The sequence below is a fragment of the Caniella muris genome (genome assembly GCF_943193035.1).
Lineage (GTDB): Bacteria > Actinomycetota > Coriobacteriia > Coriobacteriales > Atopobiaceae > Granulimonas > Granulimonas faecalis.
The window spans coordinates 1,558,193-1,575,473 of sequence record NZ_CALPCK010000001.1 but is presented as its reverse complement, the minus strand read 5'-3'; the positions used below and the strand labels follow the sequence as shown (position 1 = coordinate 1,575,473).

The following is a 17,281-nucleotide window of genomic DNA, read 5'->3' as shown; positions in this document are numbered from 1 at the left end:
GACCAATGAAGTACGAGAAGGAAGGCCGCGAGATCCTGGAGCTCGTGGGCGGCGGCGAGAACGTGCGCTCGCTCGTGCACTGCGCCACCCGCCTGCGCTTCGAGCTCGCCGACGAGGACGTGGCCGACGACGACCGCATCTCCGCGCTGCCCTACGTCCTCAAGGTGATCCGCAGCGGCGGCCAGTACCAGGTGGTCATCGGCCCCGCCGTGCACGACTACTACCTGGCCGTGCTCGACGCCGCCGGCATGAGCCCCGACGACACGCCCGCCGAGAAGGGGGGCGGCGCCAAGCAGAGCCCCATGGACGCCCTGCTCAAGGTGGTCTCCGGCGCGTTCTCGCCCATCATCCCGCTCATGGCGGGCGCCGGCATGATCAAGGCCGTGCTCACCCTGCTCACCACCCTCGGCCTGCTCTCCGACGCGAGCAGCACCTACGCCGTGCTCGCGGCCGCCGGCAACGCCTGCTTCTACTTCCTGCCGGTGTTCCTGGGCTACACCATCTCCAACCAGCTGGGCGCCAACCCCTTCGTGGGTGCCGCGGTGGGCGCCGCCCTGCTCGACCCCAACTTCGAGGCGCTCGTGGGCGTCGAGGGGACCGACTTCCTGGGGCTCCCGCTGCAGGCCGTCGCCTACGGCTCCACGGTGTTCCCCATCTTCATCGCCGCGCCCATCTACAGCCTTATCGACCGCGGGCTGCGCAAGGTGGTGCCCCAGGCCGTCCAGCTGTTCCTGGTGCCCATGCTCTGCCTGATGGTGGTCGTGCCCTTCACGGCCCTCGTCTTCGGGCCGTTCGGCAACAACGTGGGCGACGCCGTGGCCGCCGCCGTGAACTGGCTCTTCGAGAGCAGCACCTTCGTGGCCGGCCTCGTCTTGGGCGCCGTGTACCCGTTCCTCACCGTGCTCGGCCTGCACTGGGGCTTCACCCCCATCACCCTGCAGAACCTCGAGGTCTCCGGCGGCGACTTCATCGAGGGTGCGGCCGTGTGCGCCGTGTGGGCCCAGATCGGCATCGCCCTGGGCTGCTTCATCCGCGCCAAGCGCGGATCCAAGATCCGCGACATCGCCGGCCCCACCGCCATCACCGGCTTCTTCGCCGGCGTGACCGAGCCCATCCTCTACTCCATCATCATGGAGCACAAGCGCCTCATGGCCATCGTGGCCGTCTCCGGCGGCCTCGGCGGCGCCTGGAACGGCTTCGTGGGCGCCACCATGGACGCCTACGTGTTCCACAACATCTTCTCCATCGCCACCCTGTCCTACGGCCCCATGCCCCTATGCGTGGTGGGCATGGCCATCTCCGCCGTGGCCGGGTGCGTGCTCACCGTCCTGTTCGGCTTCACCGAGGAGGACGCCCCCGCCCTCGAGCCCGCCGCCACCCACGACGCCGCGGCGCTGGTCTCCAACCCCGACCCCGATGCCGGCGAGCCCGCCATCGTGACCGGCCTCTCCAGCCCGGCCGACGCCGTCACCGTCTCCGTGGTGTCGCCCGCCCAGGGCCGGGCCATCCCGCTCTCCGAGGTCCACGACGACCTTTTCGCCAGCGGTGCCATGGGCAGGGGCGCCGCGGTGGTCCCCGAGTCCGACATGATCTGCGCCCCCTGCGACGCCACCGTGACCATGGTGTTCGACACCAAGCACGCCATCGGCCTCACCACCCCGGAGGGCGTGGAGCTGCTCGTGCACATCGGCATCGACACCGTGAAGCTGGGCGGCGAGGGCTTCAGCGCCAAGGTGGCCGTGGGCGACACGGTCAAGGCCGGCGACCCGATGATGGCCATCGACCGCGAGCTCATCGCCTCCCGCGGCTTCTCGCTGGACACCCCCGTGCTGGTCATGAACTCCGACAGGGTGCGCGCCGTGAACCCGGCCGCCCCCGGGCAGGTGGAGTGCGGGGCGCCGCTCATGGACATCGAGCTGTAGCAGGGCCCTCCCGGACCGAGGCCCGGGACCTTGCACCAGCGGAAGCGACCCGAGGGGGCCTGTGCATCGCCGGATGCGCAGGCCCCCTCTCAAGCGTGACAGCGGTGCCTGGACCATCTGCCACTTCGCCTATTACGTTGTTGATGGTGGGACAAAAGTGCCCGACCATTGGGACAAAAGTGTCCGGGTGGTGGGACAGGGGGCGTCAGGCGATGGCGGCCAGGGCCTGCTCCAGGTCGGAGATGATGGCCTCGGGGCTCTCCAGGCCGCAGGACAGGCGCACGAGGCCCGGCCCCACGCCCGCGGCGGCGAGCTGGTCGTCGGTGAGCTGGCGGTGGGTGGAGCTCGCCGGGTGCAGGGCGCAGGTCTGGGAGTCGGCCACGTGCACCTCGATGCGCACCATCTCCAGGGCGTCGAGCAGCGCCGCGGCACGCTCGCGGCCGCCGGAGAGCACGAACGAGATGACCCCGCAGCAGCCGCTCGGCAGGTACTTTCCGGCGAGGTCGTGGTCGGGGCTCGACTCCAGCCCCGGGTAGCTCACCGACTCCACCTCGGGACGGCCCTCGAGCCAGCGGGCCACGGCCAGGGCGTTGGAGCCGTGCTGGGCCATGCGCAGGGGCAGGGTCTCCAGGGTCTCGTTGAGGATGAACGCGTTGGTGGCCGGCGGGTAGCAGCCGAGGTCGCGCATGAGCTGCACGCGGGCCTTCACGATGTAGGCCGAGTCGCCGAAGTCGCGGGTGTAGACGGTGCCGTGGTAGCTCTCGTCGGGCTCGGTGAGGCCCGGGAAGCGGCCGGAGGCCTCCCAGTCGAACCGCCCGGAGTCCACGACGACGCCGCCCACGGTCATGGCATGGCCGTCGATGTACTTGGTGGTGGAGTGGGTGACGATATCGGCACCCCAGTCCATGGGCCGGCAGAGCACCGGCGTGGGGAAGGTGTTGTCCACGATCAGGGGCAGGCCGGCCCGATGGGCGGCCGCGGCGAAGGTCTCGATGTCGAGCACGTCGAGGGCCGGGTTGGCCACGGTCTCGCCGAAGACCGCCTTGGTGGTTCCGTCCACGGCGGAGAGGATCTCGTCCTCGGTGGCGCGGGGCCCCACGTAGCGGGTCTCGATGCCAAAGCGCCTGAGCGTGACCGAGAAGAGGTTCACCGTGCCGCCGTAGATGGCGCTCGACGCCACGATGGAGTCGCCGGCCGAGGCCACGTTGAGCACGGCGATGAGGTTGGCGGCCTGGCCCGAACTCGTGAGCAGGGCACCGACGCCGCCCTCGAGGGCGGCGATCTTGCGCTCCACGGCGTCGCACGTGGGATTGGCGATGCGCGAGTAGAAGAAGCCCTCCTCCGAGAGGTCGAAGAGCCGCGCCACCTGCTCGCAGGAGGCGTAGGGGTAGGTGGTGCTCAGCGCGATGGGCAGCGTGCGCGGCTGCCCGTTGCCGGCCTGGTAGCCGGCGTGGATGCACTCGGTGTTGAAGTCCATGGGCCCTCCTCGGTCTGCTTCTTAAAAGCTACCAAGGTGGCGGCCGGGGCGTCGGGCGGCGGCCGCCCTTTTCACAGGGGTGAAAACGGGGCGCCGGGACGGACGGCGGCCCCGCAGGTCGGACGACCCACGGGGCCGCACGGCTCACGGGCTCGGACGGTGCCCTAGGAGAGGTCGAAGGTCTTCTCGGCGAGGACGGTCCCGTCGAGGTTGAAGAGCTCGGTGACCTCCACCTCCACGGGGGAGGTGGTGTTGGCCAGCTCGTAGACGCCGTCGACGGTGATGGACGACCCCGTCTTCACCTTGCTCATGGAGTTGCCGTAGTTCGCGGGGCTTTCCGCGGGCATGGCGATCTCCTGCTCCACGCCGTCCTGGTAGACGGTGACGCGGGTGGCGGTGCCGAAGGCCTCGGCCTCGTCGGAGTTATTCGTGAAGGTGAAGGTGATGCAGACGGCGTCGCCGCCGTCGTAGGTCTTCACGACCTGGGCGCTGTCGATGGTGACCTGGTACGGGGCGTCCTCGGCGGGCTCGGCCTGCTGGGCCTGTTCCTGGGACCCCTGGCCGCTGTCGGGGTCGGAGGCGCCCGACCCGGTGTCCGAGCCGCCTCCGCAGGCCCCCAGGGACAGGGTGAGCAGGCAGGCGCAGGCCGCGGCGCCGAGCTTCCTTGCATGGGTCATGATTCGCTCCTTACCGATGGGCCCGGTGGGACGGCACGGGTCGCCCCGCCCCGCCGGACGGCATCCTTGATTAAGCATGTTTTCAGACAAACGGCATTCTAGGAAACGCCGCCCAGGGGCCGCATTAGCTGGTAGCTAATGCGTGCGACGATGAAAGGTGATAGGTTCCATAGGCCTCATGAATGCACGAAAACGATGTCCGACGGGGGATGGGAAGGCCGCGTGCCGCCAGGGGACAGGCCCCTCGACACCGGCGTTTCTCGACGGTAGGGCCTATGGGCCGCCCCCGCCATCCCCCACATGTCCCATATGTGATACCATCTCAATGGTTAAGTTTCATAGATATTGGAGCGACCATGGCGCACACCACGGAGAACCTCATGGCCCGTCTGGAGGAGGCCTGCACGCTGGACGGGTACCTGGCCGAGCTCAAGGCGTCGGGAAAGCAGGCGCCCGCCACCCTGGCCGCCTACCTCGACACCCTCCTGGCAGCCCAGCCTCTCACGAGGCCCGAGGTCATCCGCGAGGCCGGGCTCAACGCCACCTTCGGCTACCAGGTGTTCCAGGGCACCCGCCGCATCACCCGCAACAACGCGCTGCTGCTCTCCCGCGCGCTCGGCTGCACGCTCACCCAGACCCAACGGCTGCTCGCGCTGGCCAACCAGGGGCGGCTCACGCCCCAGGATCCCCGCGACGCCGTCGTGATCTGGTGCATCCGGCACGGGCTCTCCTGCCAGCGCACCGACGAGGAGCTCTACCGCCGCGGGATGGGGACGCTCTCCCCCGCCCGGTGAGGCGCCCAACGCCGAACGCCCGCACCCCCGCAACCGCCCCCTGCCGATGAAGGCCCCCATGGACACACCCATCGTGAGACCCATCCCACCGCTGACACGGCTCAAGGATCTGGCACGACGCTCCGAGCACGACGCCACCCTGCTGGTGAGTGACGGCGCCGACCGGGTGTTCGTGCAGAAGCTCGTCCCCGCGGAGACGGCCAACCCGGAGGTGTGGGACGCCCTCTCCCGGACGTCCCACCCGGCCCTGGTGAGGGTGTGGCAGGTGGACCGGGAGCCCTGGGGCCTCTCCGTGCTCATGGACTACGTGCCGGGCCCCACCCTCGAGCAGGTCGTGGAGGCCCAGGGCGCCCTCGCCCCCAAGGACGTCGTCCCGCTGATCGGCCAGGTGGCCCAAGGGGCGGCCGAGCTCCACAGGCTGGGCATCGTACACCGGGACCTCTCCTGCGCGAACGTCGTCGTAGGCCCCCTCGGCGCCTGCATCATCGACGCGGGCATCGCCCGGCGCCCGGGTCCCGATGCCAAGCGCCACGACACCGTCGTGCTGGGCACGCGGGGCTTCGCGGCCCCCGAGCAGTACGGGTTTGCCGAGACGGACCCCCGCACGGACGTGTACGCCCTGGGCAGGCTCGCCGCCTTCCTGCTCACCGGGCTGTCGCCCGCATCGCCCATCTGCGAGGAGGCCCTCGAGGACCCCGCGGTGGTGCCCCCGCCCCTGCGCCGGGTCATCGAGCGGGCGTGCGCCCTCTCCCCCGCCGACCGTCCGGCCACCGCCCTCGATTTCGCCCGGGACCTGGAGCGCGCCGTCGGCGAGGGCTCCGCCGAGGCGCGCCGGCCCGAACGCCCGACGGCCTCTCCCGCAGGTCACGACGGGCCGGCAGGCCGGCCTACAGCGCAGGGTACGGCGACGCGCCCCTCGTCCGCAGGGACGCCCCGAGGGGCCGGCGTCCCTCCCGCCTGGCGTCGGCGCCTGGCCACCGCCGCCACCGTGGTAGGGGCGCTGTTCTGCGCGCTCATGGCCTGCGGCCTCCTCATGACCCCGTCGCGCCCCGGGATGGGCAAGCCGCTCTGGGACTTCCAGTGCCTCTCCATCGGCGTGTGCATGGGCCTGGTGCCGGGCCTTCTCACCCGGCGGTTCCTCAGGGGCGAGCGGCGCTTCTCGACCGCCCGGCACCCCGCCGTTCTCTGGGCCGCCCTTCTCGGGGCCTGCTTTGTGGCGACGCTGCTGCTGGTGGGCGTCTCGTCCGCATTGTTCGAGGGGTGAGGGCGCACCCGGACCCCGGCAACCCCGGCACCTACCGCAGCCACCGCATCCCCGGCACCTACCGCACCTGAACGCGGTTGAGGGCGACTCCGGACACGAAACGGGCCCGGAAGTCGCCCTCCATTGCATTCAGGTGCGCAAAATCCGCCCCCAGACACGTTCAGGTGCCGAAGGGGGTGTCCTCAACCGCGTTCAGGTGCGGAGGGGGGGTGCGGGAGGAGGGGGTGCGGGTGCGCGGTACGGGCGCGGGGTGCGGGTGCGGAGGGGTGCCGAAGAGGAAGCGGCCCTCGCACCGGGATGCGGGGGCCGCTGCTCGGCCGTCGTGCCTGTGCCTGTGGGGCCTACGCCTCGTTGGGCATCTTCCACGCGTGGTGGTCGGTGTGGAGCAGCTCGTGGGAGCGGTGGCTCAGCGGCTCGCCGAAGTAATCGCGGTAGGCGGCCTGCACCTGCGGGTTCTCGTGGGACTTCCGCAGGGGCATGGCGCGGTCCAGGCCCCAGAGCACGTCGCCGCGCTCGTCGGCCAGCTCGCAGCCGTCGTGGATGGGCTGTCCGCCGCCGCCTGCGCAGCCGCCGGGACAGGCCATGACCTCCACGAAGTGGTAGCTCGCCTCACCCGCCTCCACGGCCTCGATGAGCCGCTTGGCGTTGGCCAGGCCGCTCACCACGGCCACCGACAGGGGCACGCCGCCCATGTCGAACACGGCCTCCTTCCAGCCGTCCATGCCGCGGACGTCCGAGAAGGCGTCGGCGTCGGCCTCCTCGCCCGTGGTGATGGCGTGGGCCGTGCGCAGGGCCGCCTCCATGACGCCGCCGGTGGCGCCGAAGATCACGCCGGCGCCGGTGAAGGTGCCCAGGGGTTGGTCGAGCTCGCCCTCGGGCAGCGACGCCACATCGATGCAGGCGGCCCGGAACATGCGGCCCATCTCGCGGGTGGTGAGCGAGACATCCACGTCGGGGTCGCCACAGGCGTCGTTCATGGGCCCGTAGGCCACCTCGGCCTTCTTGGCCAGGCACGGCATGACCTCCACGGAGAAAATCCTGTGGGGGTCGAGCCCGGCGTTCTCGGCGAACCAGCTCTTGGTGACGGCACCGAACATCTGCCCCGGCGACTTGGCCGTGGACAGCTGGTCCACGAGCTCCGGGTGGTGGGCCTTGGCGTAGCGCACCCAGCCGGGGCAGCAGCTCGTGAACATGGGGAAGCGCGGGGCGTCCGGGTGGTCCGGCCCCAGCTCAAGCGCCTCGGCCACCTTGGCGAGGAGCTCGCTGCCCTCCTCCATGATGGTGAGGTCGGCGCTCCAACTGGTGTCAAAGACGTAGTCGACGCCGAGCTCGCGCAGCGCGGCGGCCATGCGCTCGATGGTGGCCTCCCCGTGGGAGAGGCCGAGCGACTCGCCCCAGGCCGCGCGCACGGCCGGGGCCACCTGCACCACCACGGTGGTGTCGGGGTCGGCGATGGCATCGAAGACGCGCTCGGTGTCGTCGCGCTCGCGCAGGGCGCCCGTGGGGCAGTGGGTCACGCACTGGCCGCAGAGGGTGCAGTCGGTCTGCTCGATGGGGGCGCCGCCGGCCACGCCCACGCAGGTGTGGCTGCTGCGGTTGGTGAGGTCCCACACGCCCGTGTTCTGCACCTTGTCGCAAACCTGGATGCAGCGCAGGCAGTGGATGCACTTGTCGGCATCGCGGATGAGCGGGAAGTCCTGGTTCCACGGGGTGCAGGTGAGCTCCTTCCTGTAGGGGAGCTCCGAGATGCCGAACTGGTTGGCCAGCGACTGCAGCGAGCAGTTGCCCGAGCGTACGCAGCTCGTGCAGGTGGAGTCGTGGCGGGAGAGCAGGAACTCCAGGTTGGCCTTGCGGGCGGCGCGCACGCGGGGGCTGTTGGTGCGCACGGTCATGCCGTCGAGGGCCACGTTGTTGCAGGAGGCCACGAGCTGCTCGGTGCCCTCGATCTCGACCAGGCAGACGCGGCAGGCGCCGATCTCGTTGAGGTCCTTGAGGTAGCAGAGCGTGGGCACCTGGGCGCCGGCGGTCTGGGCGGCCTCGAGGATGGTGGAGCCGTCGGGCACCTCCACCGCACGGCCGTCGACGGTCACGGTCACGGTCTTGGTCCCTACCATTGGTCGATCCTCCCTCCACGGAACGCGCCGAAGCCGAAGTGGTCGCAGCGCAGGCAGCGCCCGGCCTCCTGGTGGGCCTCCTCGGCCGTGAGGCCGTGCTCCACCAGGTCGAAGTCGGCGATGCGGTCGCTCGCCTCGCGCTCGGTCATCTCGCAGCGGGCGCAGCTGGTCTTGCCCTTGAACTGCACGTGGGGCAGCTCGACGTCGAAGCCCACGGTGTGGTTGAAGCCGAGGTAGTTGTCGATGTTGCCCGCGGCCACCTTGCCGGCGTTGACGGCGCGGATGACCGTGGCCGGGCCGCTCTGGCAGTCGCCGCCGGCGAACACGCCGGGGAAGCCCTCGATGGAGCCGTCCTCGGCGGCCTGGATGCGGCCCCACTTGCAGGGGATGCCCTGCTCGGCGAAGGTGTCGCTCTGGATGGCCTGGCCGATGGCCACGGCCACGACGTCGCAGGGGACGAGCACCTCGGACGCCTCGGCGGCGCGGGGCGCGGGGCGGCCGCGCTTGAGGCCGCCGATGATCTGGGGCTGCACCACCACGCCGGCCACATGGCCGGAGGCGTCGCACTCGATGCGCACGGGCGCGTTGAGCTCGAGGAGCTCGCAGCCCTCGGCCTGGGCGCCGGCGATCTCCTCGTCCTGTGCCGTCATGTCGGCCACGCGGCGGCGGTAGACGATGGTGACCTTCTCGGCGCCGCAGCGCACGGCGGAGCGGGCCACGTCCATGGCCACGTTGCCGCCGCCGATGACGGCCACGCGCTTGCCGGTGAAGTCGGGCGCCTCGCCGTCGCCCACGGCCCGGAGCATCTCCACGGCGCTGATCACGCCCGGGGAGTCCTCGCCGGGAAGGCCCAGGCGGTTGTCGCCGTGGGCGCCGATGGCCAGGTAGACCGCGTCGAAACCGTCGCGCAGGGGGCGCAGGTCGTCGATGGGGCACTCGAGCTCCACCTTGATGCCGCAGTCGAGGATCCACTGGATCTCGCCGTCGAGCAGGTCGTGGGGCAGGCGGTAGTTGGGGATGCCGTAGCGCAGCATGCCGCCCAGGTGCTTGCGGGCCTCGAAGATGGTGACGTCGTGGCCCATGATGGCCAGGTAGTAGGCCGCCGAGAGACCAGCGGGGCCGCCGCCCACCACGGCCACGCGCTTGCCGGTGGCGGGCGCGGTCCAGGGGCGGTAGTCGCTCTCCATGTGGTCCACGGCGAAGCGCTTGAGGCCGCGGATGTTCATGGGGTCGTCCACCATGCCGCGGCGGCAGTACATCTCGCAGGGATGCTCGCACACGTAGCCGCACACGAGGGGAAGCGGGTTGTCCTTGCGGATGAGGCGCACGGCGTCGGTGTAGCGGCCGGCCTCCACGAGGCTGATGTAGCCGGGGATGTCCACGCCGGCCGGACAGCCGGAGACGCAGGGCACGAGCTCGGACTGCTTGAAGCCGCAGACGTGGTTCTCCACGTGGCTCCTGAAGTCGTCGGCGAAGCCCTGGACGGCCGTGAGGGCCATGGCCCCGGCCTCGTAGCCGATGGCGCAGTCGGCCGACAGGTAGATGCTGCGCGCGGTGCGCTCGATGAGGTCGAGGGTCGCCGGGGTGGCGCGGTTCTCGAGCACCTCGTCGAACAGGTCGTGCAACGCGTTGAGGCCCACGCGGCAAGGGGTGCACTTGCCGCAGCTCTGGGTCGCGCACATGGCGATGTAGGCGGCGGTGAACTCGACGGGGCACGGGGCCAGCGAGCTCACCGACAGCCGCCCTTCGAGGGCGCGGTGCAGGCCGTCCATGACGGTCTGGGCCTCGCTCCTCTCCATGACGTGCAGTCGTGCCATTCCTGCTCCTCTCTCAGGGTGTGTGCGACTGACATTTCAGTAGCACGCACCATCATAGACCAAGCGAGCCTGAAAGCATCGATGGGGCAGGGTGCGCGTGACAGGGGCGCCCGGTGTGACAGAGGTGCCTGGCCAATCTGTCACTTCACCTATCAAAAGAATGATGGAGCCCGCGGCGGTCCGAGCGGCAAGGTGGGACAAAAGTGCCCGAGTGATGGGACAAAAGTGTCCGGGTGGTGGGACAGGGGCGTCAGGAGGCGTGGGGCCCCAGGCGGTCGAGGAGCCGCTGCAGCGGCGAGGGGCGCCAGCCCTCCCCGTGGCCCGGGCGTGGCGCCTCGTGAAGGGCCTCCGCCACGGCGGGGTCGGTGAGGCGCAGGACCAGGGCGTAGGTGTAGCCGGCGGAGCCGGAGAGGGCCCAGACGTACCAGCTCAGGCCCGATGTGAGCAGCAGGAACGAGAAGATGTCGCGCGCGACGTCGGAGGCGAGGTCGTCCAGCACCTCGTCCCAGGGGAGCACCCCGTCGAGGGCCGCGTGGAACGCGACGCCGCACACGAAGACCAGCAGCCATCCGAGCGCGTAGCTCCAGCCGCGGCGCACCTCCACGGTGCGGCGGCCGCGGCGGTCACGGTCGCCGGTGCGCCGCACGCGCACGTGGGTGGTCTGGAACCAGCCGATGGCCATGCCCACGGGCACCGCCAGGAAGACCCACGGCCACTGGGCGGGGTCGTGGACGAGCGTGACCACGGCCATGACGAGGGAGTACGTGGGGATGCCCACCTGGGCGAGGCGAGACGCCGGCTTGTACCCGAACGACTCGGACACCACGTAGAGGACGCCTATGACGAGGACGACGAGGAAGAGCACGGTGCCTCCTGGGACGACGCGGCCGGCGGGAGGTACCTACCCCCATACGGGGGCGCCGACCCGCCACAGGACGGGTCGGCGCCGGGGCGTCCAGGGATCGCGGGACAGAGGGCCGGGGCCCCGTGGGGCCTAGAAGTCGGCGTTGCCCACGGTGCGGGGGTGCGGCAGGACGTCGCGGATGTTGTCGATGCCGGTGAGGTACATCACCAGGCGCTCGAAACCCAGGCCGAAGCCCGCGTGCTCGCAGGTGCCGTAGCGGCGGAGGTCCAGGTAGTAGCGGTACTGCTCGGGGTCCATGCCCAGCTCCTCGATGCGGGCCTGGAGCAGCTCCAGGCGCTCCTCGCGCTGGGAGCCGCCGATGATCTCGCCGATGCCCGGCACGAGGCAGTCCACCGCGGCCACGGTCCTGCCGTCGTCGTTGGCGCGCATGTAGAAGGCCTTGATCTCGCGCGGGTAGTCGGTGACGAAGGTCGGGCGGCGGAAGTGCTCCTCGGTGAGGTAGCGCTCGTGCTCGGTCTGGAGGTCGATGCCCCAGCTCACCGGGTACTCGAACGCATGGCCGGCGGCCTGGGCCTCCTCGAGGATGCGCACGGCCTCGGTGTAGGTGACCCGGGCGAAGTCGGAGGAGGCCACGTGCTCCAGGCGCTCGCGCAGGCCCTTGTCCACGAACTTGTTGAACATCTCCATCTCGTCGGGGCAGGAGTCCACGACCTCGCGGATGACGTGCTTGAGCATGGCCTCGGCCACCTCCATGTCGCCCTCGAGGTCGCAGAAGGCCATCTCCGGCTCGATCATCCAGAACTCGGCGGCATGGCGGCGGGTGTTGGAGTTCTCGGCACGGAAGGTGGGGCCGAAGGTGTAGACGTCGCCGAAGCTCATGGCAAAGTTCTCGGCCTGGAGCTGGCCCGACACCGTGAGGTTGGTGGCCTTGCCGAAGAAGTCCTGGCTCCAGTCGACCTCGCCCGACTCCGTGCGGGGCGGGTTGTCCACGTCGAGGGTGGTGACGCGGAACATCTCGCCGGCGCCCTCGGCGTCGCTGGCCGTGATGATGGGGGTGGTCACGTACACGAAGCCGCGCTCCTGGAAGAAGCGGTGGATGGCGAAGGCCGCCACGGAGCGCACGCGGAACACGGCGCGGAACAGGTTGGTGCGGCTGCGCAGGTGCTGGTGGGTGCGGAGGAACTCGCGGGTGGCGCGCTTCTTCTGCATGGGGTAGTCGGGCGCGCTCTCGCCCAGCACGGTGATGGAGGTGGCCTTGAGCTCGAAGGGCTGCGGGCGGTCAGGGGTGAGGGCAACGACGCCGCTGACGAGCAGGGCCGAGCCGGTGCCGCATGCCGCGACCTCGGCATAGTTGTCCACCTCGCCCACGTTCATGACCACCTGGAGGTCCTTGAAGCAGCTGCCGTCGTTGAGGGTGACGAAGCCGAAGTTCTTCATGTCGCGCACCGAGCGGGTCCACCCGGCCACGGTGACGTCGTGGTCGGCGAAGGCTTGGGGGTCGGCGTAGATCCGGGCGATGGTGGTCCTCTTCATGGGCGGCCTTTCTGGCGTGACGTGCGGGTTTCACGGCCCCCATTGTAGGACGGCGCCGCACGGCGGGCCGGCGCGCGTGCGGCGGGCGGCGCGGGCCCGTCTGGGCCGGGGACGGCGCCGGAGGCCGGCGGCGGGCAGCCCCCGCGAGCCCCCTACTCCCCCACGCGCACGGGGCGCCCCTCGCGGAGCGACCGGATGGCGCTCTCCACCAGCACGAGGGCCATCTTGCCGTCGTGGCCCGTGACCTCGGGCTCCGTGCCGTCGTGGACGCAGCGCACGAAGGCGGCGTCCTCCTCCATGTAGGCCGCCGAGAAGAGCGTGCGCCACGTGGGCATGGAGTCCTCCACCAGCTGGCCGTCGCCGCGGGCGAGCACCACGCTGTTGGCCTGCTGCGTGCCCACGGACAGGTGGCCCGTGGTTCCGAGCACCTCCGCGCGGGCGTCATAGCCGTAGCGCACGTACTGGGAGCCCTCCACCATGCCGAGCACGCCGTTCTCGAACTCGAGGAGGCAGGCGGCGGTGTCGTAGTAGTCGGGGTACTCGTCGGCCACCTCGGGGCTGCGGAAGTTGTGGCCCACGGCGTGCACCCACGCGACCTCGGAGCCGGCGAGCCAGCGCAGGGTGTCGAAGTCGTGGCTGTTGACCTCGGCGAGGGGGCCGCCGCTGCGGGAGACGTCGTACATCCAGCCCTGGGGCTCGCTGGGGCCGTGGGTGAGCGACTTCACGAGGGTGGGCTCGCCCGCCTCGCCGGCGTCCAGCAGCTCCTTCATGCGGCGGAAGCCCGGGTCGAACCGCCGCATGAAGCCGATCTGCAGCTTGACCCCGGCGGCCTCGCACGCGGCGATCATCTCGTCGCACTGCGCGGGGCTCGCGGCCATGGGCTTCTCGCAGAGCACGTGCTTGCCGGCCGCGGCGGCGGCCAGCACGACGTCGCGGTGGGCGTCCGTGGGCGTGACCACCACGACGGCGTCCACGGCCGGGTCCTCCAGGGCGTCCTCGTAGCGCTCGTAGCATGCGGGGTAGCCGAGCTCCTCCGCGGCCTCGCGCAGGCGGTCGGGCGCCGGGTCGCAGATGACAGCCAGGCGGGCGCCCGAGACGGAGCCCTTGAACGAGTGGGCGTGGATCATGCCGGCGCGGCCGCAGCCGATGACGCAGATCCCGAGGGCGCGGTCCATGGGGGCTCCTTTCGCACGGGGGTCGAGGCGGGGTGCCTGCGATATGTCCCTTAATAATGGCACGGCGGTACCATAGGCAGACGGTTTTCAGACAATCCGCGGACCGGGCGTCCGGCGCCGACGGGATAAAGGGGGGTTCCTTGCCGATGGCTGAATGCCGGGCCGGGTACACAACGCACGTCTGCTACGACCGAACGGGCCCCGTGCAAAAGGAGTCGCCATGAACGCCCAAGTCACCCGCAACCGCATCAACGAGCGGCTGCTCACCATCATCGCCTTCATCTTCGCCGCCGCCTACGTGCTGTACTGCGCCATCTTCTGGGGCGGCCAGATCGCGGGCGGCAACGACGTGGCCGTCCTGGCCGTCTACATCCTCATGCCGCACCTGATCGCCACCGCGGTGGCCTTCGTCCTCACCGCCCTGGCCCTGTTCCTGGGCAAGAGCTGGTGGAACCTGGCCGCCGGCATCGTCTACATCGTGGCCATCTGCTGCTTCCCGGCCTACTGGTTCTTCCTCGTCGTGCCCTGCGTGCTGTCGTTCTTCGCCTTCTGGCACATGCACCGGCAGGAGAAGGCGGCCGCCCCGCAGTTCCAGGGCGCGCTCGACCAGAAGCTCGACGCCCAGTCCGTGGACTCCCCCAACAAGGCCATGGAGGAGCTCGTGGACGAGGCGGACGCCCGGGCCGAGGCCGGATCCGACAAGTAGCGCGGGGCCGTGGCCCTTCCTGCGACCGATGGGGTGCCGAGAAGCGACGGGCTTCTCGGCACCTTTTTTGTGACGGCCGGGTGCGACAATGGGGTCAGCCACCGCGACCTAGGAGCGTCCATGAAGTACCTTATCGCCAGCGACATCCACGGCTCCGCCTACTGGTGCGGCCGCCTGATGGAGCGCGTCGAGGCCGAGCGGCCCGACAAGATCCTGATCCTCGGCGACGTCCTCTACCACGGACCGCGTAACGCGCTGCCCCGCGACTACGACCCCAAGGGCGTCATCGCCATGCTCAACCCCCTCGCGCCCGCCATCGTGGCCGTGCGCGGCAACTGCGAGGCCGAGGTGGACCAGATGGTCCTCGACTTCCCCTGCATGGCCGACTACGCCGAGGTCGTCGACCCGGGCGGCCGCACCCTCTGGCTCACCCACGGCCACCTGTGGAACCCCGGCAACCTGCCGCCACTGCAGCCGGGCAGCGCCTTCCTCTACGGCCACACCCACGTGAAGGTGCTCGAGGAGGTCGAGGGCGGCGTCACGGTCTTCAACCCCGGCAGCGTGTCGATCCCCAAGGACGGCAGCCACTCCTTTGGCATCTACGAGGACGGCCGGTTCCGCTTCGAGCTGCTCGAGGAGAGGTAGGGAGCGGGCGGACCCTCGTTCGGTGAGTGGGCACAGGCCGCTCGGTGAGCGCTTTTCCGCACACGGAAGCTTCGGTGAGCGGCCGATCCGCTCACCGAAGGGGCCGACGCCACCCACTGAAGAGCCACCTGCCTGCGCCAGCCCCGCAGCCGCATGAGAACCAAGAGAAAAGGGCCCCTCCGCGGAGGGGCCCTTCGTCATACAGGGATGTGGCGGCGATCCTAGAACCTGACCTCGGGGGCATCGCGCACGGAGTCGTCCGCGACGTTGAAGCCGTCCTTGGCCGTGAAGTGGCCGACGCCCGCCACGAGGTTGCCGGGGAAGGTCTGGATGGCCGTGTTGTAGAGGTAGACGCAGTCGTTGTACGACTGGCGCGCGTAGACGATGCGGTTCTCGGTCTCGTCCAGCTGCTGCTGGAGGTTGATGAAGTTGGCCGACGCCTTGAGGTCGGGGTAGCCCTCGGCCACGGCGAAGAGCCGGCGGAGGGCACCGGTGAGCATGTCGCTCGCCTCCATGGCGGCCTGCGGGTCGGGGGCGGCCGCCACGGCGGCGCGGGCCTCGGTAACGGCCTCGAAGGTGCCGCTCTCGTGCTTGGCGTAGCCCTTGACGGCCTCGACGAGGTTGGGGATGAGGTCGTTGCGGCGCTGCAGGTTGGCGTCGATGTTCTGCCAGGCGTTGTCCACGCGGTTGCGCTTCTGGACGATGCCGTTGTAGATGGAGATGCAGGCGACCACCAGCACGACCACGATGACGAGGATGACGATGACGGCGACCATGGTTGCTCCTTCCGGAGGGTGACGACGGGCCCACGTCGCGGCCCGGCGGAACTCGTACCTGGCGGGGAGAGGGGGATTCGAACCCCCGGGACGTTTGCGCGCCCGGCGGTTTTCAAGACCGCTGCATTCGACCGCTCTGCCATCTCCCCGGGTCCTGTTATCCTACCGCATATCCCCAAGATTCAAACCGAAAGGCGGCCGGTGGACGTTTCTGCAGCTCAGGCCCAAGACGAGAGGTTCATGGCCTTGGCCTTGGGCGAGGCGGCGAAGGCCGCCGAGGAGGGCGAGGTGCCCATCGGCGCCGTGGTGGTGTGCGACGGCGAGGTCGTGGCGGCGGCCCACAACCGCCGCGAGACCGACCGCGACCCCAGCGCCCACGCGGAGTTCTCGGCCATGGTGGCCGCCGCGCAGGCCCTGGACCGCTGGCGGCTCACCGGCTGCACCGTGTACGTGACCCTGGAGCCCTGCCTCATGTGCGCCGGCCTCATGGTGAACGCGCGGGTGGACCGCTGCGTCTTTGGCGCCCCCGACCCCAAGGGCGGGGCCGTGGGGACCCTCTACGACGTGAGCGGCGATGCGCGCCTCAACCACGCGTTCGAGGTCCGTGGCGGCGTGCTGGAGGAGGAATGCGCCGGGATGCTGCGGGAGTTCTTCCGCGCACGGCGGCGGGCGGCGAAGGAGGCGCGGCGGGCCGCGGCAAAGGCTGCAAGCGCGCCCGTCTCGGGGACCACGCCCCCGGAGACTACCTCCCCATGATCAACTTCCACACCGCGACGGCCCCGAGCACCGCCACGGAGGCCCAGAACACCGCCGACGCCCCCACGATCAGCCCATAGCCCAGCGGCGTGGTCTCGAGCAGCGCCCCATACCGCGGGGCCGCCACGGAGTCGCGCAGGGCCACGCAGGTCCACCCGGCCCCCACGGCGACGGCGGCGGCCACCACGGAGTTGGCCCACCCGACAAGGCGGCGCCACCCCGCAACCGCGGCAAAGGAGAAGACCGTGGACAGGACGGCGACCCCCACTCCCGACCCAAAGAATGCCTGGGCGACCTGAAGGCCCATGTCGGCGGAGGCCGCTTGGGCCGCAAGGACCACCGCCATCCAACCCACGACGGAACACGACAGCGCCAGGGCGCAGGCCGCGACCAGCGGGGACAGGCACAGAAGGGCGGCCAGCGGGACGGCGGCGGCGCAGGCCCCGCCCACCAGGCACCAGCCCACGGCCGCCACGGACCACTCCCCCGCCTGGGCCACGGCCGCCGGAAGCCTCGGCCCCAACCAAACGGCCCCCAGAGGAATCGACAGCAGGACCAAAGACGCCCCCGCCGTCCCCACCGCAACGCTCCGCATCACGCGTCCCATGGCCGCCTCCCAGCATCGCCCGGTCGTCATGGCCGGCATCATCTCATATTTTATTTATTTCCACAATATGGAATCAAACCGGGCGGCGGCCTTGCCGAGGGGCCCGGGGGGTGGGCCCCAGGCCCCCGGGGCACCCAAACCCCCCGGGCACCT

At 70.5% G+C, this 17,281-nt stretch carries 15 protein-coding genes and 1 tRNA gene; 6 read left to right on the top strand and 10 right to left on the bottom strand.

Annotated elements, in window-relative coordinates:
• Window positions 1-5 precede the first annotated feature (5 nt).
• Window positions 6-1,922, top strand: a complete 1,917-nt coding sequence (locus NFR49_RS06790) for a glucose PTS transporter subunit IIA (RefSeq protein ID WP_251158848.1) — start codon at window positions 6-8, stop codon at window positions 1,920-1,922.
• A 205-nt stretch (window positions 1,923-2,127) separates the two neighbouring features.
• Here NFR49_RS06790 and NFR49_RS06785 read toward each other — a convergent pair whose 3' ends face one another.
• Complete coding sequence (locus NFR49_RS06785; protein WP_251158847.1) at window positions 2,128-3,399, bottom strand: O-acetylhomoserine aminocarboxypropyltransferase/cysteine synthase family protein; 1,272 nt, start codon at window positions 3,397-3,399, stop codon at window positions 2,128-2,130.
• 164 nt (window positions 3,400-3,563) lie between these two features.
• On the bottom strand, window positions 3,564-4,076 hold the full coding sequence (locus tag NFR49_RS06780; RefSeq protein ID WP_251158846.1) for a DUF5067 domain-containing protein: 513 nt from the start codon (window positions 4,074-4,076) through the stop codon (window positions 3,564-3,566).
• Between the two features lie 356 nt (window positions 4,077-4,432).
• Between NFR49_RS06780 and NFR49_RS06775 the strand changes: the two genes are divergently transcribed.
• Both NFR49_RS06775 and NFR49_RS06770 read left to right on the top strand, forming a co-directional pair.
• Window positions 4,433-4,870 carry an XRE family transcriptional regulator gene (locus NFR49_RS06775; protein WP_251158845.1) on the top strand — a complete coding sequence of 146 codons (438 nt, stop codon included), beginning with the start codon at window positions 4,433-4,435 and terminating at the stop codon, window positions 4,868-4,870.
• A 58-nt stretch (window positions 4,871-4,928) separates the two neighbouring features.
• The gene (locus tag NFR49_RS06770) at window positions 4,929-6,134 is read left to right on the top strand and encodes a serine/threonine-protein kinase (RefSeq protein ID WP_251158844.1); all 1,206 of its coding nucleotides are present in this window, start codon (window positions 4,929-4,931) and stop codon (window positions 6,132-6,134) included.
• Between the two features lie 341 nt (window positions 6,135-6,475).
• Here the strand turns inward: NFR49_RS06770 and NFR49_RS06765 are convergent, their stop codons facing one another.
• The 5 genes from NFR49_RS06765 to NFR49_RS06745 form a co-directional block, all read right to left on the bottom strand.
• A complete protein-coding gene (locus NFR49_RS06765; RefSeq protein WP_251158843.1) occupies window positions 6,476-8,248 on the bottom strand; it encodes a [FeFe] hydrogenase, group A in 1,773 nt (590 codons plus the stop codon).
• Window positions 8,242-10,065, bottom strand: coding sequence for an NAD(P)-binding protein (locus tag NFR49_RS06760; RefSeq protein WP_251158842.1), 1,824 nt, complete (start codon window positions 10,063-10,065; stop codon window positions 8,242-8,244). The genes NFR49_RS06765 and NFR49_RS06760 overlap by 7 nt, the downstream gene beginning before the upstream one ends.
• A gap of 250 nt (window positions 10,066-10,315) precedes the next feature.
• On the bottom strand, window positions 10,316-10,930 hold the full coding sequence (locus NFR49_RS06755; RefSeq protein ID WP_251158841.1) for a hypothetical protein: 615 nt from the start codon (window positions 10,928-10,930) through the stop codon (window positions 10,316-10,318).
• A gap of 129 nt (window positions 10,931-11,059) precedes the next feature.
• Entirely contained in the window at window positions 11,060-12,463 is a 1,404-nt protein-coding gene (gene asnS / locus NFR49_RS06750) for an asparagine--tRNA ligase (RefSeq protein ID WP_251158840.1), read from the bottom strand.
• 152 nt (window positions 12,464-12,615) lie between these two features.
• The gene (locus tag NFR49_RS06745; RefSeq protein ID WP_251158839.1) at window positions 12,616-13,638 is read right to left on the bottom strand and encodes a Gfo/Idh/MocA family oxidoreductase; all 1,023 of its coding nucleotides are present in this window, start codon (window positions 13,636-13,638) and stop codon (window positions 12,616-12,618) included.
• A gap of 220 nt (window positions 13,639-13,858) precedes the next feature.
• On the opposite strand from NFR49_RS06745, the gene NFR49_RS06740 reads away from it, so the two are divergent.
• Both NFR49_RS06740 and yfcE read left to right on the top strand, forming a co-directional pair.
• Window positions 13,859-14,344 (top strand): hypothetical protein, encoded by a 486-nt coding sequence (locus NFR49_RS06740; RefSeq protein ID WP_251158838.1) that lies wholly within the window; start codon window positions 13,859-13,861, stop codon window positions 14,342-14,344.
• 120 nt (window positions 14,345-14,464) lie between these two features.
• Entirely contained in the window at window positions 14,465-14,989 is a 525-nt protein-coding gene (gene yfcE, locus NFR49_RS06735) for a phosphodiesterase (RefSeq protein ID WP_251158837.1), read from the top strand.
• 221 nt (window positions 14,990-15,210) lie between these two features.
• Here the strand turns inward: yfcE and NFR49_RS06730 are convergent, their stop codons facing one another.
• Both NFR49_RS06730 and NFR49_RS06725 read right to left on the bottom strand, forming a co-directional pair.
• Window positions 15,211-15,765 carry a LemA family protein gene (locus NFR49_RS06730; protein ID WP_251158836.1) on the bottom strand — a complete coding sequence of 185 codons (555 nt, stop codon included), beginning with the start codon at window positions 15,763-15,765 and terminating at the stop codon, window positions 15,211-15,213.
• A 59-nt stretch (window positions 15,766-15,824) separates the two neighbouring features.
• Window positions 15,825-15,914: transfer RNA gene (locus tag NFR49_RS06725), tRNA-Ser, on the bottom strand.
• Window positions 15,915-15,966: 52 nt separating this feature from the next.
• Here NFR49_RS06725 and tadA point away from each other — a divergent pair.
• Entirely contained in the window at window positions 15,967-16,521 is a 555-nt protein-coding gene (gene tadA / locus NFR49_RS06720) for a tRNA adenosine(34) deaminase TadA (RefSeq protein WP_275557145.1), read from the top strand.
• Here the strand turns inward: tadA and NFR49_RS06715 are convergent.
• Window positions 16,508-17,044 (bottom strand): hypothetical protein, encoded by a 537-nt coding sequence (locus NFR49_RS06715; RefSeq protein WP_251158835.1) that lies wholly within the window; start codon window positions 17,042-17,044, stop codon window positions 16,508-16,510. The genes tadA and NFR49_RS06715 overlap by 14 nt on opposite strands.
• Window positions 17,045-17,281: the final 237 nt, after the last annotated feature.